This window comes from Methyloceanibacter sp. (assembly GCF_058506495.1).
This window is the reverse complement of record NZ_JBZMXT010000002.1, coordinates 40426-66137: the sequence shown is the minus strand read 5'-3', so window position 1 is coordinate 66137 and position 25712 is coordinate 40426. Positions and strand designations below refer to the sequence as shown.

Annotated in this window: 26 protein-coding genes and 1 tRNA gene; 11 read left to right on the top strand and 16 right to left on the bottom strand. The window is 59.6% G+C overall.

Annotated elements, in window-relative coordinates:
- The first annotated feature begins 51 nt into the window (after nucleotides 1-51).
- A complete protein-coding gene (locus tag AC33YF_RS01050) occupies nucleotides 52-1395 on the top strand; it encodes a hypothetical protein (protein WP_491775337.1) in 1344 nt (447 codons plus the stop codon).
- 17 nt (nucleotides 1396-1412) lie between these two features.
- Here the strand turns inward: AC33YF_RS01050 and AC33YF_RS01045 are convergent, their stop codons facing one another.
- The 3 genes from AC33YF_RS01045 to AC33YF_RS01035 form a co-directional block, all read right to left on the bottom strand.
- Complete coding sequence (locus AC33YF_RS01045; RefSeq protein ID WP_491775336.1) at nucleotides 1413-2162, bottom strand: metallophosphoesterase family protein; 750 nt, start codon at nucleotides 2160-2162, stop codon at nucleotides 1413-1415.
- Complete coding sequence (locus AC33YF_RS01040) at nucleotides 2143-2586, bottom strand: hypothetical protein (protein WP_491775335.1); 444 nt, start codon at nucleotides 2584-2586, stop codon at nucleotides 2143-2145. The genes AC33YF_RS01045 and AC33YF_RS01040 overlap by 20 nt, the downstream gene beginning before the upstream one ends.
- 78 nt (nucleotides 2587-2664) lie before the next feature.
- Nucleotides 2665-3069 (bottom strand): hypothetical protein, encoded by a 405-nt coding sequence (locus AC33YF_RS01035; protein ID WP_491775334.1) that lies wholly within the window; start codon nucleotides 3067-3069, stop codon nucleotides 2665-2667.
- Nucleotides 3070-3808: 739 nt separating this feature from the next.
- Here AC33YF_RS01035 and AC33YF_RS01030 point away from each other — a divergent pair.
- On the top strand, nucleotides 3809-4702 hold the full coding sequence (locus AC33YF_RS01030; protein WP_491775333.1) for a DUF4396 domain-containing protein: 894 nt from the start codon (nucleotides 3809-3811) through the stop codon (nucleotides 4700-4702).
- A gap of 43 nt (nucleotides 4703-4745) precedes the next feature.
- Here AC33YF_RS01030 and AC33YF_RS01025 read toward each other — a convergent pair whose 3' ends face one another.
- From AC33YF_RS01025 to AC33YF_RS01015, 3 genes are all read right to left on the bottom strand, one after another.
- A complete protein-coding gene (locus AC33YF_RS01025; protein ID WP_491775332.1) occupies nucleotides 4746-5141 on the bottom strand; it encodes a hypothetical protein in 396 nt (131 codons plus the stop codon).
- A 125-nt stretch (nucleotides 5142-5266) separates the two neighbouring features.
- On the bottom strand, nucleotides 5267-6019 hold the full coding sequence (locus AC33YF_RS01020; RefSeq protein ID WP_491775331.1) for a phosphatase PAP2 family protein: 753 nt from the start codon (nucleotides 6017-6019) through the stop codon (nucleotides 5267-5269).
- Between the two features lie 585 nt (nucleotides 6020-6604).
- Complete coding sequence (locus AC33YF_RS01015; RefSeq protein WP_491775330.1) at nucleotides 6605-6745, bottom strand: hypothetical protein; 141 nt, start codon at nucleotides 6743-6745, stop codon at nucleotides 6605-6607.
- 64 nt (nucleotides 6746-6809) lie between these two features.
- Between AC33YF_RS01015 and AC33YF_RS01010 the strand changes: the two genes are divergently transcribed.
- Nucleotides 6810-7565 (top strand): vWA domain-containing protein, encoded by a 756-nt coding sequence (locus AC33YF_RS01010; RefSeq protein WP_491775329.1) that lies wholly within the window; start codon nucleotides 6810-6812, stop codon nucleotides 7563-7565.
- Between the two features lie 27 nt (nucleotides 7566-7592).
- Here the strand turns inward: AC33YF_RS01010 and AC33YF_RS01005 are convergent, their stop codons facing one another.
- The 3 genes from AC33YF_RS01005 to AC33YF_RS00995 all read right to left on the bottom strand — a co-directional run bounded on the left by AC33YF_RS01005 (nucleotide 7593) and on the right by AC33YF_RS00995 (nucleotide 9681).
- Nucleotides 7593-8933, bottom strand: coding sequence for an MFS transporter (locus tag AC33YF_RS01005; RefSeq protein WP_491775328.1), 1341 nt, complete (start codon nucleotides 8931-8933; stop codon nucleotides 7593-7595).
- Nucleotides 8934-9133: 200 nt separating this feature from the next.
- Nucleotides 9134-9209 (bottom strand) — tRNA-Glu (locus tag AC33YF_RS01000).
- A gap of 46 nt (nucleotides 9210-9255) precedes the next feature.
- Entirely contained in the window at nucleotides 9256-9681 is a 426-nt protein-coding gene (locus AC33YF_RS00995; protein WP_491775327.1) for a hypothetical protein, read from the bottom strand.
- Between the two features lie 53 nt (nucleotides 9682-9734).
- On the opposite strand from AC33YF_RS00995, the gene AC33YF_RS00990 reads away from it, so the two are divergent.
- From AC33YF_RS00990 to AC33YF_RS00980, 3 genes are all read left to right on the top strand, one after another.
- On the top strand, nucleotides 9735-10790 hold the full coding sequence (locus AC33YF_RS00990; RefSeq protein WP_491775326.1) for an RluA family pseudouridine synthase: 1056 nt from the start codon (nucleotides 9735-9737) through the stop codon (nucleotides 10788-10790).
- Nucleotides 10791-10915: 125 nt separating this feature from the next.
- Nucleotides 10916-11815 carry an RNA polymerase sigma factor RpoH gene (gene rpoH / locus AC33YF_RS00985; RefSeq protein ID WP_491775325.1) on the top strand — a complete coding sequence of 300 codons (900 nt, stop codon included), beginning with the start codon at nucleotides 10916-10918 and terminating at the stop codon, nucleotides 11813-11815.
- Nucleotides 11816-11865: 50 nt separating this feature from the next.
- The gene (locus AC33YF_RS00980; RefSeq protein WP_491775324.1) at nucleotides 11866-12705 is read left to right on the top strand and encodes an alpha/beta fold hydrolase; all 840 of its coding nucleotides are present in this window, start codon (nucleotides 11866-11868) and stop codon (nucleotides 12703-12705) included.
- Here AC33YF_RS00980 and AC33YF_RS00975 read toward each other — a convergent pair.
- Nucleotides 12665-14494 (bottom strand): monovalent cation:proton antiporter-2 (CPA2) family protein, encoded by a 1830-nt coding sequence (locus AC33YF_RS00975; RefSeq protein WP_491775323.1) that lies wholly within the window; start codon nucleotides 14492-14494, stop codon nucleotides 12665-12667. The two genes, AC33YF_RS00980 and AC33YF_RS00975, sit on opposite strands and share 41 nt — an antisense overlap.
- Nucleotides 14495-14684: 190 nt before the next feature.
- Here AC33YF_RS00975 and chrA point away from each other — a divergent pair, with 190 nt between their 5' ends.
- Nucleotides 14685-16019 (top strand): chromate efflux transporter, encoded by a 1335-nt coding sequence (chrA, locus tag AC33YF_RS00970; RefSeq protein ID WP_491775322.1) that lies wholly within the window; start codon nucleotides 14685-14687, stop codon nucleotides 16017-16019.
- 141 nt (nucleotides 16020-16160) lie between these two features.
- Here chrA and AC33YF_RS00965 read toward each other — a convergent pair whose 3' ends face one another.
- On the bottom strand, nucleotides 16161-16457 hold the full coding sequence (locus tag AC33YF_RS00965) for a hypothetical protein (RefSeq protein WP_491775321.1): 297 nt from the start codon (nucleotides 16455-16457) through the stop codon (nucleotides 16161-16163).
- Nucleotides 16458-16802: 345 nt separating this feature from the next.
- Between AC33YF_RS00965 and AC33YF_RS00960 the strand changes: the two genes are divergently transcribed.
- Nucleotides 16803-17225, top strand: coding sequence for a hypothetical protein (locus AC33YF_RS00960; protein WP_491775320.1), 423 nt, complete (start codon nucleotides 16803-16805; stop codon nucleotides 17223-17225).
- Here the strand turns inward: AC33YF_RS00960 and AC33YF_RS00955 are convergent.
- Nucleotides 17212-18126: a transglycosylase SLT domain-containing protein gene (locus AC33YF_RS00955; protein WP_491775319.1), complete on the bottom strand. Its 915-nt coding sequence runs from the start codon at nucleotides 18124-18126 to the stop codon at nucleotides 17212-17214. The two genes, AC33YF_RS00960 and AC33YF_RS00955, sit on opposite strands and share 14 nt — an antisense overlap.
- Nucleotides 18127-18199: 73 nt before the next feature.
- Nucleotides 18200-18787: a TetR/AcrR family transcriptional regulator gene (locus AC33YF_RS00950; protein WP_491775318.1), complete on the bottom strand. Its 588-nt coding sequence runs from the start codon at nucleotides 18785-18787 to the stop codon at nucleotides 18200-18202.
- Between the two features lie 134 nt (nucleotides 18788-18921).
- On the opposite strand from AC33YF_RS00950, the gene AC33YF_RS00945 reads away from it, so the two are divergent.
- Together AC33YF_RS00945 and AC33YF_RS00940 are read left to right on the top strand one after the other, a co-directional pair.
- Entirely contained in the window at nucleotides 18922-19674 is a 753-nt protein-coding gene (locus tag AC33YF_RS00945) for a 3-oxoacyl-ACP reductase family protein (protein ID WP_491775317.1), read from the top strand.
- Nucleotides 19675-19710: 36 nt separating this feature from the next.
- Nucleotides 19711-20409 carry a pirin family protein gene (locus AC33YF_RS00940; RefSeq protein ID WP_491775316.1) on the top strand — a complete coding sequence of 233 codons (699 nt, stop codon included), beginning with the start codon at nucleotides 19711-19713 and terminating at the stop codon, nucleotides 20407-20409.
- Nucleotides 20410-20489: 80 nt separating this feature from the next.
- Here AC33YF_RS00940 and AC33YF_RS00935 read toward each other — a convergent pair whose 3' ends face one another.
- On the bottom strand, nucleotides 20490-21761 hold the full coding sequence (locus AC33YF_RS00935) for an Nramp family divalent metal transporter (RefSeq protein WP_491775315.1): 1272 nt from the start codon (nucleotides 21759-21761) through the stop codon (nucleotides 20490-20492).
- Between the two features lie 120 nt (nucleotides 21762-21881).
- On the opposite strand from AC33YF_RS00935, the gene AC33YF_RS00930 reads away from it, so the two are divergent.
- The gene (locus AC33YF_RS00930) at nucleotides 21882-23519 is read left to right on the top strand and encodes a phytoene desaturase family protein (protein ID WP_491775314.1); all 1638 of its coding nucleotides are present in this window, start codon (nucleotides 21882-21884) and stop codon (nucleotides 23517-23519) included.
- Here the strand turns inward: AC33YF_RS00930 and AC33YF_RS00925 are convergent.
- Entirely contained in the window at nucleotides 23494-23970 is a 477-nt protein-coding gene (locus AC33YF_RS00925; protein WP_491775313.1) for an SET domain-containing protein, read from the bottom strand. The two genes, AC33YF_RS00930 and AC33YF_RS00925, sit on opposite strands and share 26 nt — an antisense overlap.
- Before the next feature lie 163 nt (nucleotides 23971-24133).
- Nucleotides 24134-25693, bottom strand: a complete 1560-nt coding sequence (locus tag AC33YF_RS00920) for an arylsulfatase (RefSeq protein ID WP_491775312.1) — start codon at nucleotides 25691-25693, stop codon at nucleotides 24134-24136.
- Nucleotides 25694-25712 lie beyond the last annotated feature (19 nt).

The window sequence follows — 25712 nt, the reverse complement described above, 5'->3', positions numbered from 1 at the left end:
GCCCTTTCCGGGGGCAAATCCGGCTCCAATTTCAAGGAACCAAAGGCCTTGATGATCGAGTGGTTTATGTTCGGGGCGTTGGGCTTCTTCCTGGGATGCCTTCTCGGCCTCATGCTGGCGCCACCTTTGTGGAATCGGGCGGTGAAGCTCACCACGCGCCGCCTCGAAGCCACTATGCCCCTGACACTTGCCGAGATTCAGGCCGACAAAGATCAAATACGCGCTGACTTTGCACTTCAGCTTCGGAAGGTCGAAGTTGCCCTCGATAAGTCGAAGGAGAAGGCTGCTCGCGAGCTGATCGAAGCGAACAAGCGTCGGGTCGAAATTCAGAAGTTGAATGGCAGTCTGGAGGCTGCGAAGGGCGAGCTGCATGAGGCTGAGAACGCCAATCGGGTTTTGCAGCAGACCATAAAGCGGCGTTTGCCAGATCTCGACGCCCGCCTCAAAGCCGCGAAGAAAGCCCTAACGGACCTGGAAACAGTAAATGCCGAATTGCGTACGACGATCGCATCCCAGTCGGACGCGCTGAAAGTCGCCCGAGCGACTGTCCATAATCAGCGCGCCGATATCGACCAGCTCCGGCTCTCGCTCGAGAGCGGAGGTGCGTCGGGCCGCGGCTCGAGCAAGAAAGACTCTAAAGCAGTCGCAGAGAGCCAACGGCTCACGGCCGAGCTGTCCCGAGCCCAGGAAGAACTGGAACGTGTACGGACGAGCAGCGAAGAAATTGAGTTTCTGCGCCGCGAGCTCAACCAACTTGCGTCCCATATTCTCGACGCAGCACGGCAAAAACCGCAAACGTGGCAGAGCGCGATGACAAGTCACGCGGCGTCCGCTGAAGGATCCGAAGCTATGGCGGAGCCGCAACACACTATGGCCATGGCGAACGAGACCGCTGATGTGTACGAAGAGGCCGCTTACGCTGGTAATGGCGCTGCCGAGCCCTCTGAACCCGTCCAGGATCAAGCCTATGCCACGGGCGAAGAGGCGCCCTCTGCAGATGTCGACTATGCCGGTGAGAGCCATGAGGTCGAGCCCCCTCGTTGGGAAGAGGAACAGGTTGCCACGCACACGTTCGACGTCGAGACTTATAACGGCGAGGGCGACGACGAGATCGAAGAGGACTTTGAGACTTACGAGATCCAGGGGCACTATACGTCACGTGGTCAAGACGACAGTGATCAGAGCGACGAGGTCAAAGAGCATGACACTGAAGCCCACCACGAAGACGAAGAGACAGCGGAGGAAGACGTCAACCAGGCAGACGAGGGATCGCGCAGTCTGTCTAGTCGCTTCGCCGCTCGGCGAGCTAAAAGGCGGGGTCGAAAGTCAGGCGGTGGTAGCCTTACAAGCCGACTCCGGGGGCTTGTGGCTGACAGCCCAGAGACACGCGGATAGCGCACCAGAAAAAACGCCTAGCTTGCGACTTGAAGAAACGTGCGTGTGCCGCTCTCGAGCCGAAGCGCCGTGAGGCAGCCGGTGAAGACCGCGCCCGTATCGATTCCAATCCGATTCGATCTCATGACTGGCTCGCGCTCCGGCGTGTGTCCGTGAACCACAATTTTCCCGAATGGTTCCTGCGAGCGCAGAAACTCATGTCGTATCCAAAGCAGATCGGCGCGCCGTTGTTCGTCGAGTGGCACGCCCGGGCGCACGCCGGCGTGTACGAACACATAGTCCCCGATCTGGTATTGCAGTTCCAGATTTCGAAGGAAGTGCAGATGCCTCTCCGGAATAGCTTCACGGAAGGCTTCTCGCCACGCTCCTGGCTCAGCTCCTTGGCGCTCGAGTCCGCCGACATCGACACCGTAGGATAGCAGGGTCGGCTCACCGCCATTGCGCAGCCAAACGTCGAGCCAAGTTGGATCGTCGAGAAAATCCAATAAGAACTGTTCGTGGTTGCCTATTAGAAAGTGCGCGTCGAATTCATCGGGCAAGCGAGTGCTTAGGAGCTCGACAACACCGCGGCTGTCTGGTCCGCGATCCACGTAGTCGCCAAGGAATATGAGCGTCTTCCTTGCTTTGCCAACTGCTGCTGCGTCCTGCTCGATGAGTGTGAGGAGCTCATGCAAGAGATCGACGCGACCATGAATATCGCCAATCGCATAAACGACTTCACCGGCGGGAATCGTTGCGGTCACGGACTCAAACGTCGCCTTCTTCAAGCGCCTTCAAGTCGTCGTAAATTCGCGTTGGAAAACTGAAGACCGTGCTCACGCAATCGTCTTTCAGGCCGATGAACAGGACCGTCTTTCCATCCCTCATCTGATCATCCTCAGTGATCACATAGAGGGTGTCAACGCGGAGCGGTGGCAACCCTTTTTGGTGCGCGGCGCGCTGCTCGAATGCGGCGAGGCGGGAACCAACATACTGATCGAATACCGCATGAACGCGGGCTATAGCCGATCGGATATCGCTCTCGGTCTTACACGGGACCGTCGCGACTTTCGGACCGTCGCCGCCGTAATAAGTTGTGCCGTAGGTCTGGACGAGTGGCCCAAACTTATTGGACGTGGCTTTGAGCCCCGCGAATCCCAGCAAGACAAGCGCAAGCACTAATCCTGCACCGATCTTTGCCCAGGCTGGCATGAGCCAGGACCTCCTCCGCCAAGGCCGCCCCAACTCGTGAGGGCGCCTCGACGTCCGCTAGATCGAGGCTGGACCGCGCTAGATTGCGGTATCAACCTCGCAAACCACTGTATCACGATGCCCGCAATCCGGCATCTTCCAGGCGATCACTTCGCCTGTTCTGGTATCGACGATCGGCACCGGACAGGCGACGCGCCAGAAACGATACTTCGAGCTCTTGTGGCTTTGGTCCCACTGGACCCCCAACATAAGGCTCGCTCTCTGGCAGCGCTGCTGGTTGAAGGGCTGCGCCGCGGCGCCCATCGCTTCAGCCTGATCGAAGAGTTGGACCTCCTCACGCTTGCAATGCATCATCGAGTCCTCGATCAACCACGTCCGGTTCTCATACCCTGTCCACTTAGAGTTCACGTCTTGTTGGTCGGCCGGCAGCAATACGGTCTTACACACGATAAGGACGACAGCAGATGGCATTGGTACGGGCATGATCTATGCTCCCCACGTCTGTGAAAGGACCGCAAAAGGGCCCGGTTGACTCGCCAGGCTGGCGGGCATCGATTTTTCAGATGAGCGCGCAACCAAACGCGGTCTCGGCATTAGCAGCAGCCTATCGCCCTGAACCGACCGGCTCAGGGCAGCCGCTTTGATTTGGGTCAGTCTCGTAGGCATTTGGCCCCCTTTCCAAAGGTTGCACTAACGCCACTCCTCGCGGCCCTTTTCGGACCCGAACCTCCCAACACTCTCAATGACCGGCCGGACTTCTTTAACTTGCCCAATCCGCCAATGCTGCGCCGCAGCATTAGCTCGCTTTGTTTCGCGAGCTTAGACTGGTCTTCGCAAGACCCGTGCTAAACCGGAGCCTAGCGGCTGCCCTGCGTCAGAATGACCAATACAGAAGTTATGCAGGCACTTCGAAATCCATTTGACCCGGTACAAATTGCTGGAACTGCAAGACTTCCGTCTTCCCACCAGCATTTGACACCAATGCTGCACCGCAAAAAATTGATTCGCAAGACTGACATAAGTCTAACGCGAATGAGAAGCGGCCCCTAGAGCATGGAGGCAACAGCCGTGGGAAATTTGGCAAAGATGACGCCAGATGCGCGGCTGACCTGCCTATTCCATGAGCACCGCACCTATGGCTCGATCGACCCCTCGCATGGCTACGCGGCGAGAGGTAGTGTTCTGCCACATCTATTCGGGGGCACGGCAAGGGAGGAGCGCTATGCTACTCGACGGGGTCACACTGTGGTGGTTCACGCTAACAGCGCTTTCCCTGTTGTTCGTGGCGATCGATATTTGCTCGACCCCCGAAAACCCCGTGATGAAGTGGGCCTTCGTCCTCTTCACAGCCTATTCGGGGCCTTTTGGCGCGTTTCTTTATGTTCTGGGCTGCAGAGAACCCCTGCCCGGGCTCCATGAACGCTATGTGGCCGCGCAGTGGCGCCAGGCCCTTGGCTCGACCATGCACTGCGCCACAGGCGATGGCATCGGGATCCTGGTTGGCGCTGTGATCGGTGCCGTCGTTGCGCTGCCGCCTATGGCTGAATTCGCGCTCGAGTATGTGCTGGGTTTCGCCTTCGGCTGGGCCATCTTTCAAGCCCTCTTCATGGGCGAGATGTTCGGCTCCTACTGGAAGGCCCTCAAGGGGACCTTCAGCTCAGAGTTTCTATCCATCAATTGTTTGATGGGTGGGATGCTGCCGGTTTCCGCCCTCGCCTTTCAGGGCAACCCGGACGCCCACGACCCCACCCAGGCCCTGTTTTGGTTCCGTATGTCGCTCGCGCTGATGGTGGGCGCACTTTGCGCCTACCCCATGAACTATTGGCTTGTGGCCCATCATTTGAAACACGGAATGATGACCGTGCGGCCTGGCGGTACGGACGCGCACGTCTCCATTTCGGCGCCGATGAAGGCGAGTGGGATGCAAGGCATGGACATGTCGAACTCAGGATCGGCAGGCGGTCCCGTTTCCCGAATGAGCATCGCTGACAGAATGAAAGCAGCAGAGGGCGGGTCGGCCCTACATCAACCCTCTCCGCCGGTCTGGGTCATGGGCGTTGTGTCACTCGTCGTTCTGACACTCGGTATCGTTATCACGCTGACCTTCGCCGGGTAGCCGTTGGTTTCGCGACCGCCCCCTATCCAAGCCCGATCCGGGATCAACACATGATCTGCTTTTTAACAATCTCTGTCTGCTCCGCGACGATCTTGTCGTATTCGCGAAGCTGAGACGCATCCAAGATCGCCGCCAAGCGCGCACGCGTATCAGCGTTGATCCGATTCATATCCTTGTTCAGTCGCATGAGCCCAAGGGCCCCAGGCCGACTGCATGTCTTGAGGTCGACGCCGTATTTCTGGAACGTCGAGCTGCGGGCGGTTTGCGATTTCTGCAGAATGGGCGAAATCGCTGCACGCTGTTCCGGCGTGAGATTTAGCCTCGACTCCATCCTCGCGAAGTCGGCCGCCGTCAGCGACAGCGCGCTCGCTGCTGCAGGCGCAAGCAGCGCGCCAGCAACGACCCCAATGGCAAGGGTACGTGAAAAATTCTTCATCATTTCGTCTCTCTCCCCGGGGCCTTCGCCTCTCAAATAGGGCGCGGACCTCGCGTTATAGCGAACGAAATTAGATAGGAACGCGCGCGGGACAGATCAACGGTGCTTGGGAAACCGAATGGTCCGCGCTATTTCGCGGAGCCATCCCGCGCAGGCTCGCTGGACGAATCGTGAGACGTGCGCACATGCTCTGGCCAGCCTAGCCAGGCTTGCGTGCGCAAACCCCGCAGCCGGTAGCCTCCGTCCGGAGCGTATTCGAACAGCCAGCGACGCGCGGCGAATCGATCTCGCACGATATAGGGGAATACCGTCCCGAGAATCGCGCCGAGAACCGCGTCGGTGAAGTAATGCACCCCAATCAACACGCGGCTGAACGCGATCCACACGGCGATCGTGTAGACGAACACACGAGCACGCGGGACGAGTATCGCGACGACAGTCGCAAAGGCAAAGATCGAGGTCGAATGGCCCGACGGCAGGGACGCATAATCGGCGTCGAAGGAGAAGAAGCTGAAGTGAAAGTGCCCAAGTTCCTCGTAGAACTTGGGGCGGGCGCGCCCGAGAATATTCTTGCAAAGCGCCGCGATGAGCCCTGCGCCCCCAATGCTCACAAAGGCAAAGCTCGCGGCCTGAATAATCAGCCCGTAGCCTGCTGCATTGCGAAAGCCGATATGGTTGCGCCGCAGTAAAACCGCAAAACCTATAATGGTCGCCGTTGGAATCAGCATCCAATTCGAGCGGCCGATATCGGTAATGGCGCGGAAGAAGTCGCGCGCTGCGGGCGACATGGCCTTCGCCCGTTCATACATGAACGGGTCGATCAGGAGAAAGCCAACCGCCAGTATCGAGAAGGCGATAAGTGCTTGTTCCCAAAGCTTCATTGAGGTGTCCGGCAACGCATTGACCTAGCGGTTCGGTTCATCATCGGGGGCCGGATCTCCGCTGGGCCCCTCGACTATGCCTATTGCGAACGGCTAGAGCATGCAAACCGGAAACGGAATTTGGGTTACGACGCCGCTGTTCAGCCTTAGTTCCCCTCACTCAGCCGTGAACTCGAGTGTGCGATTTGTAATCCAAACCGACATATAACGCGTTTAGACTGTGTGTCGTCGAATAACGACACCCCTCAGTGTTGTAAGAGAAGGATACCCCCCATGTATTTGCCCTCTCGCATGACAATGAGACTCATCGCAGCCGGAGCTATCGTTTTGATTGCCACGGTTATGCAGTCACCTCTTGGCCCTAAACTCGCAGCCCTGCACGCGAGCATGGGTTTGGTCTAGGACGAGGAGGTCCTGAGTAAGGAGCGTCGGGAAGCGCTCGAGGCTCCGTAAGTCCCACCGCGATGGGTGATGTTGCGTCATGAACCGGTCCCGCCTTTGTGCTGCGCGCGGAGGCGGGATTGGAACGATTAAAGCCCTACCCCGCCCCTTTTTTGAACACGTGCCGAAACTGTCGGGCGCGCTCTAGATCCGGTAAGCCTCGCCGCCGGTGACAGCCCAGGTCTGGATGCCCGTGCCGCTGTCGAACGGCGCGCTGTAATCGTCCTCGACCCGATAGGTAAAGCTGCCGCCCTTCTCCCCGATCTCAAGGCCGCTCGTCCTCAAGCAGCAGAGAGCTAGGACGAAGAGGGTGCCGGCAGGGCGCGAATACAAGCGCACCAGTCTCGAATTGGTTAGACTTCGCTTTGACATGATGGACATCGCCACGTGGCTAGGGCTGGCGTTACTTGCAGCCGCTATACTTATTGGTACGCCTGCGCAGGCTGCCGACGACGCGCAAGCGCCGTGTACAGAGGATGCAATGCTCGTGTTCGACGCGTCTGGGTCGATGTCGGGCAATGGCTGGGGCTACGGCAGCGAGAATCCGAGCGCCATCAGCCGGATCGACAAAGTTCGCGCGGCGCTCGCCAAGGTCTTGCCGCGCGTCACGCGTATGCGGCGCGTCGGCCTCATCACCTACGGGCCAGGACCCTGGCAGCAATGCAACGTGCAGCTCGACCTCAAGCCTGCCCCGGACGCGGCGAAACGTATCCTCGATGTCGTCAACGGTCTGACACCGGCAGGCCAGACGCCGTTGTCGAAGTCCGTATTGCAGGCGGCGGACGTGCTCGACTACGTGGCCAAACCCGGCGTGATCGTGCTCTTGACGGACGGTGAAGAGACCTGCGGCGGCAACCCCTGCGATGTCGGCAAGCAACTCAAGCAAGAGGGCTTGCAGCTCACCGTGCATGTCATTGGCTTGCGCGTGAGAGGCATCACCTGGACGGGCGAACAATCGGTCGTCGAGACCAAATGCCTTGCGGAGGAGACCGGCGGGCTCTTCTCAACAGTGGAGACGGAACGGGAGCTGGTCGAGGCACTGGAAAAGACGCTGGGCTGCCCGATGATGACTGAGGCGTCCCCAACCCGCTTTTCGATGGACTAGGATCGGCGCACCATCAGCTGCGTCGCGTCACACGGCCTCGCGTGCGTGCGATTCGATCCGGCGCCGAAGATCGCGCTGCGCCGCTTCGTCGAGATCGTACCCAGCAATAAGTGCAACGGCGGCAAGCTTGAAAAGGATCGGCACGCCGCCATAGAGAAGCGCCAGCATCCAGCCGCCCGCTTCCGGACCGCCAGCCCAATCGAGCAGCGGGAATGCAATGCCGACCGCGAAGGCTAGCGAGAGCTTTGTCGCCATCCCCCAGAGGGCGAAATAGAGCCCCGTGCGCGCGTTCAGCGTGCGCGCCGTCTCCGCATCGATCGCGTCCGCCTGCATCGATGGCGGCAGGGCCAAATCGGCCCCGAGGGCGAGGCCCGTCCCGACGCAAAGGGCCGCAAACAGTGCAAGGTCTTGCGGGCCTAAGAACGGCGCAAGCGCAAACCAGCCGCAGGCCCAGATCATGGCCCCGCTCCAGGCGCGGTGCTTGCCAAACCGGCGCGCCGCCCACAGCCAGAACGGCAGCCCTGCGATAGAGATGCCGAAATAGGTGATCAGAAACAGACCGGTTTGATCAGGAGCATTCAGCCGATGCGTCACAAAGAGAAGAAAGAGCGTCGCCGGCAGTCCGTTGGCGACGCCATTCAAGAGCCAGGCGAAGAGCAAGCGCCGAAAAGGCCCGTTCGCCCACAGCAGCTGAACTCCGGCACGCCACCCCGCTGGGGTTTGAGCTGCCTGGTCGGACGCGTCGCTAACCCGCGCTTGGGGGCGCGGCGCCCGGAACAAGAGCAGCGCGCCCGCAATGGCGAGCCCCAGCACGGTCGCCACCGCCAAGTGCCCAAGCCCTTCCGCCAGCGCCCCGCCACTATCGGCAATGCCTGCGGCGACCAGCGTGCCAATAACGACCGCCCCTTCTCGCCAGGCAGTGAAGCGCGAACGCTCATTATAGGACGGACTCGCTTCCGCGCCCCAAGCCGAATAGGGCACGGCCAGCGACGTCCAACCGATGTAAAGAATCGCGCTGGCGATCGCCAAATAGCCGAGCGTCGGGTCTTCCGGCGGACGGAACAGAAGCCACATGCCAATAGCCGTTAGGGGAAGGCCGAGGACGATCCAGGGCACTCTGCGCCCGAAGCGGCTGGTCGTGCGGTCGCTAAGCCATCCAATGACCGGATCGCTCACCACATCGAGAAGGCGCATCCAGAACAGCACCGCCCCCACGGCGGCAAGCCCGAGCCCCAGCTCTTCCGCATAGAAGGTCGGCACGAATAGATAGACCGGCAGCGTGCCGGCCGCCAGCGGCAGCCCCAAAAGTCCGTAGGAGAAAAGGTCGAGGCGAGAGGCGGAGTCGCCCCGAGATGAGGTCCCTGTCATGAAAACTAGTACGCGCTGAAAGTTGCGCTGGATTGTTTACTCTTTGGAGCCACCGCACCCGTGGTCCGCGCGCCGCACGTGATATCTCATCCGAGGCGACGATCGGAGCAGCGTGGAAAAAAGCACACCGGCATTTGGTCCGTTGCCTGGATCCACTTGATGGAAGTCTGTCTACAGACTTTTCGGCGCAAAGATCTGCATGGCGCCCCGTAGGGGACTCGAACCCCTGTTTCCGGCGTGAGAGGCCGGCGTCCTAGGCCACTAGACGAACGGGGCCCGAGCGCGCAAAACCTATAGGTCTCGAGCTTCTGTGGATCAAGGCCTATTGAGCGGGCCCCTGCTCGATCTTGACGCGCGAGACGACCGTGCCCGACCTGATATTCACCACCACGATCTCGGCGTCTTCCGGCGATCGGATATGGAGCGCCAGCCGGTCCCCATCGAGCGCCATGGAAACAACATTCCACCCCTCAGGGATATCGAAAGCGTGCGGCTTGGCCGGATCAGCCGGCGTCATCGTGACAGTCTCGGGAATGGCGGGGGCGGAACCGGCGTCCGGCGCCTTCTGCCCCATTTTCGACGCTTGGTAGATCATGCCCCCGATCACGGCGGCAAACCCAGCGAGGAGCAGGATCCCCAGGACCACGACGGCTACCTTGAGCATGCCCACTTGGCGCGGCGTGAAGACGGTGCCTTCAATCGGCGTGTCTTCGGGCGCCAAATTCTCTGGGTCGACCGGCTTTGTCATCCTATGACAGACTCCGATAGTTGCCGCGGAGGACACTGAGTGAGGCGTAGACCGTGACTGACCTTAATGCCCCGATGGACTTTGACACCACGGATACGGAGACCGCCTACCTGACCGCCGAGGTGGATCCATCCCAGGCCGGTCAGCGGCTCGACCGATTTCTGAGCGAAGCGCTGCCCGATGTAAGCCGTACCCGCATCCAGGCGGTGATCCGCGAAGGTCATGTACAGATCACAGACGGCTCCTCACGGCGCGCGACCATAGATGACGTGAAATACCGGGTCAAACAAGGCGAGCGGTTCGAAATCGCTATGCCGCCTGCTACGGTCCCGGAACTGAAGCCACAAGCGATCCCCCTCGATATCGTGTTCGAGGACGAGGACCTCATTGTCATCAATAAGCCCGCGGGTCTCGTCGTGCACCCAGGCGCTGGCCAGCTGGACGGCACGCTTGTCAACGCTCTCCTTGCCCATTGCGGGGATAGTTTGTCCGGGATTGGCGGCGTGGCCCGGCCAGGCATTGTGCACCGGCTCGATAAAGATACGAGCGGCCTAATGGTTGTCGCGAAAAACGATCGGACCCATCGTGCGCTCGCCGAACAGTTTGCCGATCACGGGCGAACCGGCGAAATGGCGCGCGGCTATCTCGCCCTCGTTTGGGGCTCGCCCACCCTCCCCCATGGTCGGATCGAGGCACCAATCGGCCGCCACCCCACGAGCCGCACCAAGATGGCTGTCGTTCCGGAAGGCAAAGGGCGTTTCGCCGCCACACAATGGCGGCTTGTGGAGAGTTACGGCGGCACAGGCAAGGATGCCGTCGCATCGCTCATCGAGTGTGCGCTCGAAACCGGACGGACCCATCAAGTGCGGGTCCACCTGGCCCATTATGGCCATCCGCTCATCGCCGATCCGCTCTACGGACAGGGCTTCAAGTCGAAACTAAAGACGGTCCCCGAGAATTTGGCTCGCGCGATCTCGTCCCTCCATCGGCAAGCGCTGCACGCTGCGCACCTCGCCTTCGTTCATCCAACGCGCGGCACCTTACTTGAATTTAACAGTGAACTACCTAACGATCTCGCCGAAATTGTGCGACAATTCAGACATCTGTAGTGGTGGGTCCCCCTTTCGCAAGAGCACGAAACGTCATATAGACGGACAAGCTGGGGGGCGTCGATTAGGGAAAAGATGCGAGGAGCCGCTCGTCCTTGCAGGGCACGGGTTCCGGGAAGACAGCCATGGCCTCCAAGAGTTTACCGAGCGTCAGCGCGCATGGCGGACTGACGCGCTACCTTGAAGAAATCAGACAGTTTCCAATGCTGGAGCCTCAGCAGGAGTACATGCTCGCCAAGAGTTGGCGCGAGCATGACGACCGCGATGCGGCCCATGAGCTGGTGACCTCGCACTTGCGTCTGGTCGCCCGCATCGCCATGGGCTACCGAGGTTACGGTTTGCCGATTGGCGAAGTCATCTCCGAGGGCAATGTCGGCCTGATGCAGGCAGTGAAGCGCTTCGATCCCGACAAGGGCTTTCGCCTGGCGACTTACGCCATGTGGTGGATCCGCGCGGCCATTCAGGAGTACATCCTGCGCTCGTGGAGCCTGGTGAAGATGGGCACGACCGCGGCCCAAAAGAAGCTCTTCTTCAATCTGCGCAAGATCAAAGGGCAGCTTAAGGCGCTTGAGGAGGGCGATCTGCGTCCCGATCAAGTGAAGCAGATTGCGACGCGCCTCGGCGTGAGTGAGGACGATGTTGTCTCTATGAATCGCCGCCTCGGCGGTGACTCCTCGCTCAACGCTCCAGTCCGCAACGATGCGGAGAGCGGCGAATGGATGGATTGGCTTGTAGACGATACGGCCATCGATCAGGAGACCGCTTTAGCCGAGTCCGAAGAGCAAGAGCAACGTCGAGGCATGTTGCACGAGGCGCTGGAAGGTTTGAACGACCGGGAACGCCGTGTGTTCGAGGCTCGCCGCCTCTCGGAAGATCCCCTAACCCTGGAACAGCTCTCGACGGAGTTCGGCGTCAGCCGTGAGCGAATTCGTCAAATCGAGGTTCGCGCGTTTGAAAAAGTCCAGAAAGCCGTGCAAAAGGCGGCCGCTGCCGCTGCACAACCGGAGCTCGAACCGGCCGACTAGTCCCCACCGCAGTCAACTGCAGCGCTGGACGCGAATCACCCCGCCCGCTAATGATCGACGCAGCAGATTGGGGGCGGCGTGTGGAGACTCTGAAGTCCGGCGATGTCGAAATTGCCTATCTCGATGAGGGTGAAGGCCCGACCGTCGTGCTCGGACATTGCTCGGCCGCTTCTCATCGGGAATGGGCGCCGCTGATCGACAAGCTTGTAGAGGATTGGCATGTCCTCGCGCCGGACCTTATTGGTTACGGGCAGTCCGGCCCTTGGCCCGCCGAAAAACCCTTCTCGATCGACGCCGATGTCGAAGCGTTGCTCGCTGTCGCAGAGAACGGGGAAGCACCGCTGCATTTGGTCGCCCATTCCTACGGTGCGGCTCTGGCTCTTGAGGCTGCTCGCTCACTCAAAGATAAGGTCAAGAGTCTCACGCTCATCGAGCCGGTCTCGTTTCATCTCCTGCGCCTCGAGGATCTGCCCGAGTGGCAAGATGTTGAAAAACTGGGCGTTGCCGTTCTCGACCCGGTCGCCAAAGGTGAAGACAAAAAAGCTGCCGGAGCATTTATGAGCTACTGGCTCGGCCGATGGCGGTGGTGGCTCGCGCCCGACCGCTTCAAGACTGCAATCGCCGCCACGATCCCCAAAGTGGCGCTTGAATTCTCAATTGCACTCGACGCCAAGAGCACCGCAATGGATTATGCGGAAATCACCGCCCCAACTTTGCTGATCATGGGATCCAAAACGCCCCCACCAACCCGCGCCGTGACTCAGCTCTTGAGCAAAACGCTGCCCAATGTCGAGCTACAGGTCCTAAAGGGCGCCGGACATATGAGCCCGTTTACCCATCAGAGTAAGCTCAACCAGATGATCCTCGATCATCTGACCGCTCATCGCTAGACCCGCCGTCCTCCAACGACTCTATGTCTTTGGCGAACAAGTCTTCCAACTCGGCGGCGGCCGTCAGAGCGTTCGCGCGCATCTTCTCTTGGTCGGTATAATCCTCGTACTCGTTGAAAAGCCGCGCCTCGTCATGAACCTTAAACGTATCGATCAGCCGGCGGGCTTCTTTGGGTGTAAGACCGAGGCCCCGCAGAAGATCAGCGGTCAAGCTCAACGCGGACCGATAGGTCTCGCGCTCGATGATCGTTACGCCTAAGTCCATAAGTTTGTGCACATGGATGCGATCGCGCGCCCGCGCATAAATCGGAAGATCGGGGAAGTTCTCCCTTACGATTTCCGCAACGCGGAGCGAGTCCTCCACATCGTCGATTGCTAGCACGAAGGCGCTGGCCTTGTTCGCACCTGCGGCGCGGAGGATGTCGATGCGGCCCGCGTCGCCGTAGTAGATCTTGGCGCCGAAACGCTTGACGAAGTCAACCTGGGCAATCGACTTATCGAGTGCCGTGAATGGAATATGCCGTGCACGGAGCACTCGGGCGACGATTTGGCCGAAACGACCAAATCCGGCGATGATGACGTGCTTTTCGTCTTCGGGAGGCATCTCATATTCTGGCGCCGCGCTTTTCTTCGCACGCTCAAACCATTCGTCCGCGAGTAGCAGTAGCGGCGTTGCCGCCATGGAGAGGGTAACCGCTAACGTAAGCAGTCCCGCTGTCTCGCGATCGATGACCCCCTCGACGATGCCGACGGCGAAGAGCACGAATGCGAATTCGCCGCCTTGGCTCAGAACGATGCCGAGCCGGCGCGATGGTGCGCTCTTCAAACCCCACCAGCGACCGAGGCCAAAGAGAACCATGAACTTTACGGCGATCAGAACTGCCACAATAAGAAGTAGCGTTCCGGGACGTGACACGAGAACCGACAAGTCAATCGACATGCCCACGGCCATGAAGAACACGGCGAGCAGAAGGCCCTCGAACGGAGCGATGTCCGCCTCAATCTGATGCCGGTATTCGGAATCGGCGAGGAGCGCGCCGGCGATAAAGGATCCCAGCGCCGCCGATAGCCCCACCTCCTCCATCAACAGGGCCACACCAACAACGGTCAGCAGCGCCGACGCGGTCATAGCTTCGCGAACGCCCACAGCGGCAACGAGACGATAAAGCCGGCTCAAAAGAAAACGGCCAACGACAATCACACCGGCAATGGTGAGGATCGCGATCCCGGCGCTCCCGAGATCCATGGACGGCTCCTCGCCACTACCAAGAGCGAAGAGAGGCACCAACGCGATCAGCGGGATGGCTGCGAGATCCTGGAAAAGAAGGATCGAGAAAGCCAGCCGGCCATGGCGTGCTGTGAGTTCGCCCTTCTCTTCCAAAACCTGCAGGGCGAAAGCCGTCGAAGATAATGACAGAGCAAGGCCGATGAAGAGCGCCTGCCCCGTTGCGAGCCCTAACGCAAGGCCGATCCCAGCCAACACGAACGCGGTCAGAACGAGTTGAGCCGCGCCAAGGCCAAAAATCGCCGAGCGCATGGACCAAAGACGGATCGGACGCAGCTCGAGGCCAATCACGAACAACAGCAAGACGACGCCGAACTCGCCAAATTCGAGGACCTTCTCCACATGATCCAGTGCGTAGAGCGGACCGAGGACATACGGTCCTATAACGACACCGGCGGCGAGGTATCCAAGAACAGCGCCGAAACCGAGAAACCGTCCCAAAGGCGCGGCAATAGCGGCGGCGGCCAAAAACACCGTCACCTGTATAAGCTGTGCCTCTGTCATATCTGTCGAGTACCCTCAACCCGCAAACAGCGCGACGCGCGGTAGGAAAAACAGCTAGCCCACACGCAGCGCGAAACGCGATCGGGCAAGTACCTTTTCGAATCTGCCTATCACGCCAGCGTAGGTCTGGCCAATTCCGCCTTTGGTGAGTCACCCCATCGCCTGCTACGAGAAGCCAAAGGATCGCCAGATGGATCACGGCCTTAGGAACTCATCAGACTCGACTGTAGAGCAGGCAGCCACACCGACATTGGGCGAAGCCCTACCCGTATGGACGAAGATCGGCCTGATATCCTTCGGCGGGCCAGCAGGCCAGATCGCGCTGATGCACCGCGAGCTCGTTGAACAGCGTAGCTGGATTAGTCACGAGCGATTCCTTCACGCCCTGAACTTCTGCATGTTGCTGCCGGGTCCAGAAGCGATGCAGCTTGCGACCTATGTCGGCTGGCGGCTCCATGGCACACTTGGCGGCCTCGTCGCCGGGCTCCTCTTCGTCTTACCTGGCGCCGCCGTTGTCCTCGCGCTGACTATCGCCTACGCCTGGTACGGCCAAGCGCCGGTCGTGGAAGCCGCCTTTCTCGGAATCAAAGCCGCCGTCCTCGTCATCGTCATCGACGCACTGCTGAAGGTTGCAAAACGCGCCCTGCATGGTGCACAAGCTTGGGCGATCGCTGCACTCGCGTTCGTCGCGATTTTCTTCTTTGCACTGCCCTTCCCGATCATCGTTGGGTTGGCGGCGCTGGCCGGCTACTTACTGGCGCGTATCACGCCCCAACGTTCTTTGCCCGAGGACACAAGCATACTGAAAACCGAACCGGTGACGCTGATGCAGACTGTTCGCACTGCCAGTATCTGCCTCGCCGTATGGATCGTGCCTCTGATCATTGTGAGTCTGCTCTTCCCGCAAGTTTTTACGGACCTATCGGTCTTCTTTTCAAAACTGGCGATTGTTACCTTTGGTGGGGCGTATGCGGTTCTGGCCTACATGGCGCAGCAAGCGGTCGAAACGTACGGCTGGCTGAGCGCGGGTGAAATGCTCGATGGTCTTGGCCTCGCCGAGACGACACCGGGGCCCTTGATTCTCGTCACTGAGTTTGTCGGCTTTCTGGGCGCGTATCGCCAAGGGGGCGAGCCTGCATTGGCTTATGGGCTCCTCGGCGCTGCGGTGACGTTGTGGGCCACGTTTGCTCCGTGCTTTCTGTGGATCTTCACCGGCGCTCCCTATGTGGAGCAACTCCGCACCAACCCAAAGCTTGCAGGTGCGTTGCGTGGCGTCACAGCCGCAGTCGTAGGCGTCATCTTGAACCTGAGCCTTTGGTTCGCCCTTCACGTTATTTTCGGCACGGTAACGGCAACGGACTTGGGTCCGCTGCGCGTGTGGATACCCGAACTTTCTAGCTTTCAATGGGACGCCGCACTTCTAACGGTGCTGGCCGCCCTCCTGATCTTCGGCGCGAGGCTTGGCATTCTCACCACACTGGCGATCTGTGCGGGCGCAAGCCTGACGGCATCGGCGCTGCTCTAGTGCAGCTATGCTGCTTTGACCGTCACAACGACGTCGGCGCAACGGTCGAGTCGCAGAGGAGTTGCAACCGTTCACACATAAAGAAAACGCGGCAGGTAAATCTGCCGCGTTCTCAAAACTGATTGCGATAACCGCGGAAGGTTACTTCGGCACGAACAAGTTGACGAAGGGTGCGCGGACATACGTTCCGCGAGGGCTCGTGCGCACATCTGTAAAGGGCGCCCGCACACTAGTGTTCGTATCGTTCGAGCGAACCGACGTTGTAGGCGCATCGACCACTGTTGTGCGGTTGCGACGGCGCCAACCAACCTCTTGCACTGTGCCCTTATTGGCCGAAGGGATCGTAAACCCTGAGGGCTGAGCACTCGCTGTTGCTGGTGCGAACACGGCCGCCGCGCAGAACGCCGCAACGACTCCGGAAACGATCAGACGTGTCATCCTTCCTCCTATCTTGGGGGTTCGGGTGTCTGGACTTTCTGAACCATCAGTGCACGAGCACTTCAAAGAATTTATGACCACAAATGTCCCACTAGCGACGGATGTGGCGACGCAAAGTCCATAGTGCAAGGCCAATTTCTGCAGTTATCGGTCATGCTGCGGGCACGGATGAAGCAGATTCACGAACAGGACTTTCATGGCAAGCGCCTAAGGCTATGCCGCCGCCCTGAGGAGTGGACGAATGCTCAAAACTTGCGCTAAATCAACACGTCACACTCGATGCGACGCCATACTCCCTTAGCGAGGTCTCTATTGACGAGACTGGGCGGAAACGTAGGGAATCCAATGCGCTGGCTCCGAAAGGAACGAGATTTAATCGGGCTCTTCATGATTTGGGGCTTGCTGCTCCAGTCCCTGGTACTCCCGATCTCGACGACCGCCCATGCGGCTGCGCTAGCCATGGACCTGGATACGGCCGGACTGATCTGCACGACGCGATCGTCGAGCCCGATCCCAGCGGGCGCTTTCGGACCCGAAGAGCACAAGCAAACTCAAAATAATGCCGAATGCCCGTGCTGCACCATGAATTGCCGCCATGGCTGCGGTGGATCGTGTGGCGGCGTTCTTGGAGCGTTTGCCTACTTTGTGACGACGCGTTCGGGCACGATGTCCGTGGCGGAAGGGCCTTATGCCCCAGCGGCATATGATGTCGCACTGCTCGCCGAAGGGCAGCCGCGAGCTCCACCCATCGCCGCTAGTTCTTCCTAACGATGCAAGCGCCGCCGTCCCGCCTGAGGGCGGCACAGACGTCTTGGGCCTCGCTACGGCTGCTTGCACCCACTTGCACAATGTACAGCGGACGCCTGCCTCGGCTACGGTTTCGCTTGGGAAACACATAGGGGTCCGTCTCGCCCAAGACGCCCTCATGCGCCTGCTTCAGCCGCGCAAATTTCGCGAGCGCCTTCGACTTCGAGAAGGCGGTGTAAACTTGGGCACCCCATGGACGCCAACGTGCACTAGCCGTCAACGGGGCCGTACTCGGCACGGCGCGAACCACGAGCGGCGCCAGCTTCTTGCATGACTCTTGGACGACTTCGCCCTCGATACTGAGGGCTTCGGGTAACTTGGCGCCGTCTTCTTTCCAGTCTTCCGCGATACGCCCGGTGATGAACCGCACATAATTACGGGTCTCGCGTGGCAGTGTCCGCCTCCCTGCTAGCCACCCATGCACGCGCTCCTCGCCTGCATTGTAGGCCGCAGCCGCCAATCCGAAATTGCCAAACTCTTCGTTCAGATCGGACAGCAAGCTCGCGGAGTGCTTGATCGCCGAAATCGGTTCAAAGGGATCGTCGAGACCGCGCCGCGCCGCGGTAGCCGGCATAAACTGGGCAATACCCTGCGCTCCCTTTGGGCTCACGGCTTTGGGATTGAAGTGGCTTTCGCGCCAGATGAGCCGAACGAAGGGCATCGGCGGCAGGCCCCGTAGCTTGGCCTGCTGTTGCATATGAGGACAGACGATTTCTACGAAGGGCTGTGGCCCCGCTATGACCTTCGCCGCCGCCCTGACGCCATGGGCGACGCTGGCCGCAGGCTCACCGGCTGTTTGAGCCTGGAGTGGACAGCACGACAGACTAGCCGCAACCCCGATACTTGCCCAAATGAGACGCATTATATGATCCCGCGTCTAGAACTCGCTTTTCATCTTCAACGGCCAGCGCCCCCGGAAGCATCATCTTAGACAATCAAGCTGGCCACGCACTAAGCGCGACGTCCACAATGCGATCGAGGTCTTTTCGCGTTGCCCCACTTGCCGCCTGGACCGACATTCCTTGCGCTACTGTCGAAATGTAGCGTGCAAGCGCCGACGGGTCAGCGTCGCTGGATAGTTCGCCTTCGGCCTTAGCTTGCTCCAAGCGCTTACGGACATCCCGCTCACCCTCTTCGCGCTTTGCCTTCAGCATCTCCTGGACGCACGTACCATGGTCGCCGCCCCCGGCTATCGCCTGAACGTAAAAGCACCCTGCAGGTTTTGATTTGTCCGTTAGGCTCCGAGCGGATTCCCTGAGCAGCGCCTCAATCCCCTCCCGTGCTGTCGGAGCAGCAAGAACAGCCGCACGCCGAGCCGAGTGACGCTCTTCGTACCGATCGATCGACTGACAGAACAGCTTTTCCTTGTTGCCGAAGGCGGCATAAAGGCTCGGCGGATTGATCCCCATTGCATCCGTAAGGTCGCAGATACTCGCGCCCTCAAAACCCTTGCGCCAGAAAACATCGAGCGCTCGGTCAAGCGCCTGGTTTTTGCAAAAGCTTCTCGGACGGCCCGCAGCCACGACTTTATCTCCTTTCAGGGTACCGATCCCTAGCACCCGAAGATTATTTAGTGCTTGTTATATAATTCCCTTGACGGCGCGGGTCCAGGTTCTTATGTAGCGATCACTACATTATTCTACTGGAGTGTTGAACCATGTCGAAAATGCTTGAAGGGAAAGTTGCTCTCGTCACCGGAGGCTCGCGCGGTATCGGAGCCGCGATTGCTCGCGCCTTAGCTAAAGACGGCGCCGATGTTGCAATAAGTTATGCGTCCGCTAAGGACCGCGCGGGCTCGGTTGTCGCTGAGCTGAAGGCCCTCGGCGTTCGGGCAAAGGCATTTCAGGCCGATCAGGGCAAGACAGCTGAAGTCGGGAACCTTATCGCCGCGGTGGGCTCTCATTTCGGCCGTGTCGACATCCTCGTGAACAATGCGGGCGTCTTGGTCTTAGGCGAGGTTCACGACAGGGCCAACAACCTTACCGAGTTTGATCGCATGTTCGACATCAATGTCCGGGGTGTTGCTGCGGCTGTTCGAGCGGTTGCCCCGCTGATGACCGATGGCGGCCGAATTATTTCGATTGGCTCGGTGGTGGGCGAGAGCACGCCCTTTGCCGGCGCGGCGGACTACAGCGGGACCAAGGCGGCCCTCCTTGGCCTCACGCGCGGCTGGGCTCGCGATCTCGGTCCAAAGGGCATCACCGTCAATGCGGTGCAGCCGGGCCCCATCGACACAGATATGAACCCGTCGGAAAACGGGGAGTTTTCCGACACGCAGAAATCCTTGACCGCTCTCGGCCGCTTTGGGACCGCCGAAGAGGTCGCCGCAGCAGTCACATTCCTGGCAAGCCCAAGCGCGAGCTACATCACCGGATCGACAATCACGGTGGACGGCGGCTTCAACGCATAAGGGACAACAATGAGACCATACTGAAAGGAGGTTCGGATGATTGAGGTCAGACCCTTCGAAACGCTCGGGCGTGCGGATCACGGCTGGCTTAAGGCCAACCATCACTTCTCGTTCGCGCATTACTTCGACCCAAGCCGCATGAGCCATGGCGCCTTGCGCGTTTGGAATGACGATGAGATTGCGCCGAATACGGGGTTCCCGCCTCATCCCCACCGGGAAATGGAGATTGTCACCTATGTACGAAACGGTGCGATCACCCACGAGGACAATCTCGGGAACAGCGGGCGCACGGAAGCCGGCGACGTTCAGGTGATGAGCGCGGGCCGCGGCATTCTTCACTCCGAGTACAACTTGGAAGACGAAACGACGACCTTGTTTCAGATCTGGATCGAATCGGACGCGAGAGGCGGCGTGCCGTCCTGGGGAACGAAGCAGTTCCCTCGCACACAGCGCGCGGGTGAGTTCGTTCCTCTTGCCTCTGGCTTCGAAGGCGATGTTGACGCCTTGCCGATCCGGGCCGAGGCGCGCGTGCTCGGCGCGACAATCAAGGCCGGCGAAACGATCGAATACCGCATGGGCACGCAACGCCATGCCTATCTCGTACCTGCCGTCGGCAAGCTCGAGGTTAACGGCGTTGTCGCGAATAGCCGCGATGGGGTCGCGTTGACCAATGAAACCGTGGTGACCGTCACGGCCATCGAGGACTCGGAAGTCGTTCTGGTCGACTCTGCATAGACCCCAGGGGACCCCCCACTCCCTGGCGACGGGGGCGGCGCATACCTTACTCGGCGCCGCCCCTTTTCTTCTGGTTGAACTCAAACAAGGTAGGGGCGCAGCCCGAGGTAACTGAAAAAAGCCAGCACGACGAGCAGCGCAACGATCGTCAAAGGCCGGTTTGAGAACTGCTCGCCGACCCATTCGCTGCGTCCATTGAAGACCAGCAATATGAGCGCAAGAGCTGGAAACAGCCATGCGCCGATCACCGCATAGAGCATCTGCACGTCGCGGAAGCTCCAGAACAGTCCGACCATCGGTATGGTGGCTATAGCCAAGAGAAAAGCGCGATAGGGTATAGACGCTGTATCGATCTTTATGCTGTCCGAGCGGCGGCCATTCAGTAGCGCCCAGCTGTCGGCAAACAAATAGGGCACGCATTGCCAAACACCGAGCAGGCTTGAAAAGACCGCACCGAATGTGCCTATGAGAAAGAGCCATTTGCCCCCCCGTCCCATCGCAATTTCCAGACGATCCGACAGCGTGATCAACAACTGGGCGCCGCTCCCTTCAATCGTGACATTAGATCCAATGATAACCATTGCGATGCCGAAGATCGCGGTCATCACATAACCTGTCGTCAGATCCACGCGGCACAGACGCAAGTCTTGCGGCGAGTCTCGCCCCTCTTCTCGGAGCCAGTATCCGTAGCAAAGTACTGTCAGCGTTCCACCAATGCCCCCAATAAGGGCAAGCGTCCACGTTACGCCCTGACCGCCGGCTTCGGGAATGCGCGGCACGAATAGCCCTTCGAGGACGGCGCCTATCCCGGGCCACAACAGAACAGCCATCAGGACAACGGTCGCGAACATCACGCCGATGCAGACGCGCATGACGTGATCGAACAGACGGTATCCGCCGACCCAAACCAGCCCGAGCCCGACCAGGCTGGCAGCCGCGCCGAAGACGATCTTGCCGGTACTCGCATCCGAAAACACAGGCAAGATCGCATGAAGTGTCGCGCCCGTCGCACTCATCAACGCGGAGCCTACGAAGAAGGACCACAACAAAAGATACGGAAGGAACAACCAAAGCGTCCAGCGCCCGGCCCGCGCGGTGACCCCTTCGAGCAGTGTTTCGCCCGTGGCGATCTGCCAGCGCGCCAGTCCCTCGGTCACGAAGAACTTCATCAAAGCGCCTACGACCACCGCCCACAGTACCGCCGTCCCGAGTAAGCTGCCGACGAAGCTACCTGTCGCGAGATCGCCCGCGCCTACGCCGGTCGCCGCCAACAAAAGACCCGGCCCGACCATAGCGACGAGCGAGGGACGACGCGGTGTCCTGTTGGCCTGCTGTGCTTTCGGATCTGACATCTGTTCCCTCTGCGGCCCCGACCTGCGAAGGTCATGCCGGGCGCCCATAGTGCATCAAGCTAAATAGCGCGCTCGGAACGGACCTGTCTCGTATTTCCGCAGGAGGATCAAATCGCCCGAATGGCAGATGCAGCGGACAGTACGCCGGAGACCTACGATGCGGTGATCGCCGGAGCTGGGCACAACGGGCTTGTTTGCGCAGCGTACCTCGCGCGCGCGGGACTCCGTGTGAAGGTCTTGGAGCGACGCGAGCGGGTCGGCGGAGCCGCGGTCACCGAGGAATTTCACCCTGGGTTTCGCAACTCGGTTTGCGCTTACACAGTTAGCCTGCTGAACCCCAAAGTCATCGCCGATCTCGACCTTCACGGGCATGGGCTCAAAATCATTGAGCGCCCAGCGATGAACTTTCTCCCGGTATCGGACGGCGCGTACTTGCTGACCGGCCATGGACGCACAAAAAAAGAGATCGCCAAGTTCTTTAGGCAAGATGCCGAAAGCTACGAAGACTTTTGTACCCATCTTGATCGAATTGCCGATGCGCTCCGTGTGCTGGTTCTCAAACCGCCACCCAACGTCGCGACCGGACTGAATCTCACGACCTTGCGTGAACTCGTCAACGCGGCATCAATGGGTAAGCAACTGAACCGCCTTGGGCTCGACGGACAGCAAGAGCTCCTGGATATTCTCACTCTCTCTGCTGCAGAATTTCTGGATCGGTGGTTTGAGAGCGAGCCCATTAAGGCCCTGCTGGGCTTCGACTCCATCGTTGGGACCTATGCAAGCCCCTTTGACCCGGGCACGGCCTATGTGTTGCTGCATCACGCCTTCGGCGAGGTGAACGGAAAGAAGGGGGTATGGGGACATGCTGTCGGCGGGATGGGTGCTATCTCCGATGCAATCGCCGAAGCTGCGCAATCCCATGGCGCAGACATTGAAACAGGCGCGGAGATTTCCGACGTGCTGATCGAGCACGACCGTGCAGCCGGCGTCGAGCTGAAGGATGGAAGGGTTGTGCGGGCGCGCGTCATTGCGGCGAACATGACGCTCAAGCGCCTCTACACCGAGCTCGTCGCCAAGGACACTCTGTCCCCGGCCTTCTCTGAGCGCATGGAGCACTTCAAGTACGGCTCCGGCACGTTCCGCATGAATGTCGCGCTGTCAGGACTGCCAAACTTCAAATGCCTTCCAGGTGTCGATCCTGGCGATCACCACGGTGCCGGGATCATCATCGCGCCCAGTCTTGATTACATGGACCGGGCCTACCGAGATGCCCGAGACCGGGGCTGGAGCAGCGAGCCAGTCATAGAGATGCTCATCCCGTCAACGATCGATCCGACATTGGCGCCGCCGGGGGCGCATGTAGCGAGCCTCTTCTGCCAGCATGTGGCACCAGCACTGCCCGATGGCCGTTCGTGGGATGAAGCGCGTGACGAAGTTGCGAACCTGATGATCGCCACGGTCGACCGATACGCCCCCGGCTTCGCCAAGAGCGTCATAGCCCATCAGATCTTGAGCCCGCTGGACCTCGACCGGACGTTTGGGCTAACGGGTGGAGACATTTTCCACGGGCAGCTATCGCTCAACCAACTCTTTTCCGCCCGGCCCGCACTTGGGTATGCGGCTTACCGCGGCCCCATCAAGGGACTCTATCACTGCGGATCGGGTGCACATCCCGGCGGCGGTGTTACGGGAGCACCGGGACATAACGCTGCGCACGCCATCCTCCGGGATCTCAAGCCTTTTTCTTTTTTTTCTTGAGCTTTTTCTGTTTCAGCTCCTTGGCCTGTACCTTTGCCCATTTCTTCTCCGACATGCACTTCGTGCAGCGGCAGCCCATGGGCTTCAGAAACGCGTTGAAATAGGACTTGCCGTAGTCGTAACCCAGCTCCTCCCCCGCCTTGATTCTGCGCAAAGCAAAAATCCAGACGCGCTTCTTATAGATCTCGACTTCGCAGTTCGGCTTACAGGAATGGTTGATGTAGCGCGCAACATTGCCCTTGTACCAGCCGTCAATCGTCTTCTTTTTTGTGACTTCGAACAGGTACCGGCTACGGCTCGTGTATTCTTCCTCTCGGGTAAGCGTGCGGCCGAAATACTCGACGACACAGGCACCCTTCGGGATGTCTTCTTTCGCAAACAGTCCCTTGCCGGCACGCGCCCTTCTGACGGCGAGATCGAACCCGCCGGGCTTGTATCTAGACTTCGTCATCTGTCGTTATGTACCCAGTGCCGAACGATCGTCGGCCCTCGCACCTGCGTTTGCTTCTCCGAATCGGTTTCTCCAATTCCGCACCAACTGACGCCCGACGTCAAAATAAAACCGGCGGGAGCATTCTCCCGCCGGTTCTTGTCTCGGAGACGAAACGCTGCAGCTATGGCGTCTTCGGGTTCTCCAGTGTCTGGAGTGCCTGGTCGACACTAAAGCTTGCAGCCTTCTGGCGCGGTGGGAACTCCTTGAAGCTCGAGATCCAGTTCGCCACGAAAGCCTGGGCGGGAACCAGTGCAAACATGCGCTCAGCGCGCCACTGGCCGTACCCAATCGCTTCGTGCTCCGCACGCTCGAAAGGATCCATCCGCAAGTTCTCAAGTTTTGGGAAGCGGAGCACGACAAACGGGTCCTGCCACACATCGAAGCCATGCGCCCGCTGCTCCATAAACAGCACTTTCCAATTGTTGTAGCGCAGTGCGGCGAGGTCGCCGTCGTCGGTCCAATACATGAACTCTTTCCGCGGGCTCTGGGTCTCGTCGCCCTTAAGATAGGGCAGGATGTTGTAGCCATCGAGATGGACCTTGTACGTCGTGCCTCCAACGTCCATGCCCGTAAGCAGCTTCTCCTTCACGTCCGGGTCGCCAACAGCTGCAAGCAGCGTTGGCATCATGTCCTCATGTGCGAAAATCTCGTTCGAGATCGTGCCGGGCTCGATCACGCCGGGCCAGCGGATGAAGTTGGCAACACGGAAGCCGCCCTCCCAGCTGGTGTTCTTTTCGCCCCGAAACATGGTCGTCCCGCCATCAGGCCAGGTAAACGTCTCAGCACCGTTGTCGGTGGAGTAGACCACAATCGTATTGTCAGCGATGCCGAGCTCTTCGAGCTTGTTGAGGAGCTGGCCAACGTGACCATCGTGTTCGACCATACCGTCCGCGTAGATCCCGAGGCCCGTCTTGCCTTCGGATTCCTTCTTGAGATGAGTGAACACATGCATCCGCGTCGAGTTCCACCATAGGAAGAAGGGCTTATCGTCTTTGACTGCCTTCTCCATGAAACCGAGTGCGGCGACCGTCACTTCGTCGTCAATGGTCTCCATACGCTTCCGGGTCAAAGGCCCTGTGTCCTCGACCTTCTGCGTACCGTCTTCATTGGCCCAGGAGTGAATCACGCCGCGCGGCCCGAACTTTTTCTTGAACTCCGGATCCTTGGGATAGTCTACGTTCTCCGGTTCTTCCTCCGCGTTGAGGTGGTAGAGATTGCCGAAGAACTCGTCGAAGCCATGGGCTGTCGGCAGATGCTCGTCGAGATCGCCAAGATGGTTCTTTCCGAACTGACCCGTGACGTACCCGTGAGGCTTCAGCAATTCGGCAATGGTCGGATCTTCTTTCTGTAGGCCAAGTTTTGCCCCCGGCAGTCCGACTTTCGTCAGGCCGGTCCTTATCGGAGACTGCCCGGTGATGAAGGCGGAGCGGCCTGCGGTGCAGCTTTGCTGGCCATACCAATCCGTGAACAACGCGCCATCTTTGGCGATCGAATCGATATTCGGGGTCTTGTAGCCCATCACGCCGAGATTGATGGCACTGATATTGAACTGACCAATATCGTCGCCCCAGATAATCAGGATATTTGGCTTCTTGCTGTCTTGGGCCATAACAGGGCCGGCAAAAAACAAGACCCCGGCCACCAAACAGGCCGAGGCCTTCGCAAAAGCGAATTTATACATCGATCCTCCTTGCAGACTC

What these genes read in the sequence shown, in the direction of transcription:
- AC33YF_RS01050 (WP_491775337.1), top strand. Translation starts at nt 52, where the DNA reads ATGATCGAGTGGTTTATGTTCGGGGCGTTGGGCTTCTTCCTGGGATGC.
- AC33YF_RS01040 (WP_491775335.1), bottom strand. Translation starts at nt 2,586, where the DNA reads ATGCCAGCCTGGGCAAAGATCGGTGCAGGATTAGTGCTTGCGCTTGTC.
- AC33YF_RS01035 (WP_491775334.1), bottom strand. Translation starts at nt 3,069, where the DNA reads ATGCCCGTACCAATGCCATCTGCTGTCGTCCTTATCGTGTGTAAGACC.
- AC33YF_RS01030 (WP_491775333.1), top strand. Translation starts at nt 3,809, where the DNA reads ATGCTACTCGACGGGGTCACACTGTGGTGGTTCACGCTAACAGCGCTT.
- AC33YF_RS01025 (WP_491775332.1), bottom strand. Translation starts at nt 5,141, where the DNA reads ATGATGAAGAATTTTTCACGTACCCTTGCCATTGGGGTCGTTGCTGGC.
- AC33YF_RS01020 (WP_491775331.1), bottom strand. Translation starts at nt 6,019, where the DNA reads ATGAAGCTTTGGGAACAAGCACTTATCGCCTTCTCGATACTGGCGGTT.
- AC33YF_RS01005 (WP_491775328.1), bottom strand. Translation starts at nt 8,933, where the DNA reads ATGACAGGGACCTCATCTCGGGGCGACTCCGCCTCTCGCCTCGACCTT.
- AC33YF_RS00995 (WP_491775327.1), bottom strand. Translation starts at nt 9,681, where the DNA reads ATGACAAAGCCGGTCGACCCAGAGAATTTGGCGCCCGAAGACACGCCG.
- rpoH (WP_491775325.1), top strand. Translation starts at nt 10,916, where the DNA reads ATGGCCTCCAAGAGTTTACCGAGCGTCAGCGCGCATGGCGGACTGACG.
- AC33YF_RS00980 (WP_491775324.1), top strand. Translation starts at nt 11,866, where the DNA reads ATGATCGACGCAGCAGATTGGGGGCGGCGTGTGGAGACTCTGAAGTCC.
- AC33YF_RS00975 (WP_491775323.1), bottom strand. Translation starts at nt 14,494, where the DNA reads ATGACAGAGGCACAGCTTATACAGGTGACGGTGTTTTTGGCCGCCGCC.
- chrA (WP_491775322.1), top strand. Translation starts at nt 14,685, where the DNA reads ATGGATCACGGCCTTAGGAACTCATCAGACTCGACTGTAGAGCAGGCA.
- AC33YF_RS00965 (WP_491775321.1), bottom strand. Translation starts at nt 16,457, where the DNA reads ATGACACGTCTGATCGTTTCCGGAGTCGTTGCGGCGTTCTGCGCGGCG.
- AC33YF_RS00960 (WP_491775320.1), top strand. Translation starts at nt 16,803, where the DNA reads ATGCGCTGGCTCCGAAAGGAACGAGATTTAATCGGGCTCTTCATGATT.
- AC33YF_RS00955 (WP_491775319.1), bottom strand. Translation starts at nt 18,126, where the DNA reads ATGCGTCTCATTTGGGCAAGTATCGGGGTTGCGGCTAGTCTGTCGTGC.
- AC33YF_RS00945 (WP_491775317.1), top strand. Translation starts at nt 18,922, where the DNA reads ATGTCGAAAATGCTTGAAGGGAAAGTTGCTCTCGTCACCGGAGGCTCG.
- AC33YF_RS00940 (WP_491775316.1), top strand. Translation starts at nt 19,711, where the DNA reads ATGATTGAGGTCAGACCCTTCGAAACGCTCGGGCGTGCGGATCACGGC.
- AC33YF_RS00935 (WP_491775315.1), bottom strand. Translation starts at nt 21,761, where the DNA reads ATGTCAGATCCGAAAGCACAGCAGGCCAACAGGACACCGCGTCGTCCC.
- AC33YF_RS00930 (WP_491775314.1), top strand. Translation starts at nt 21,882, where the DNA reads ATGGCAGATGCAGCGGACAGTACGCCGGAGACCTACGATGCGGTGATC.
- AC33YF_RS00925 (WP_491775313.1), bottom strand. Translation starts at nt 23,970, where the DNA reads ATGACGAAGTCTAGATACAAGCCCGGCGGGTTCGATCTCGCCGTCAGA.
- AC33YF_RS00920 (WP_491775312.1), bottom strand. Translation starts at nt 25,693, where the DNA reads ATGTATAAATTCGCTTTTGCGAAGGCCTCGGCCTGTTTGGTGGCCGGG.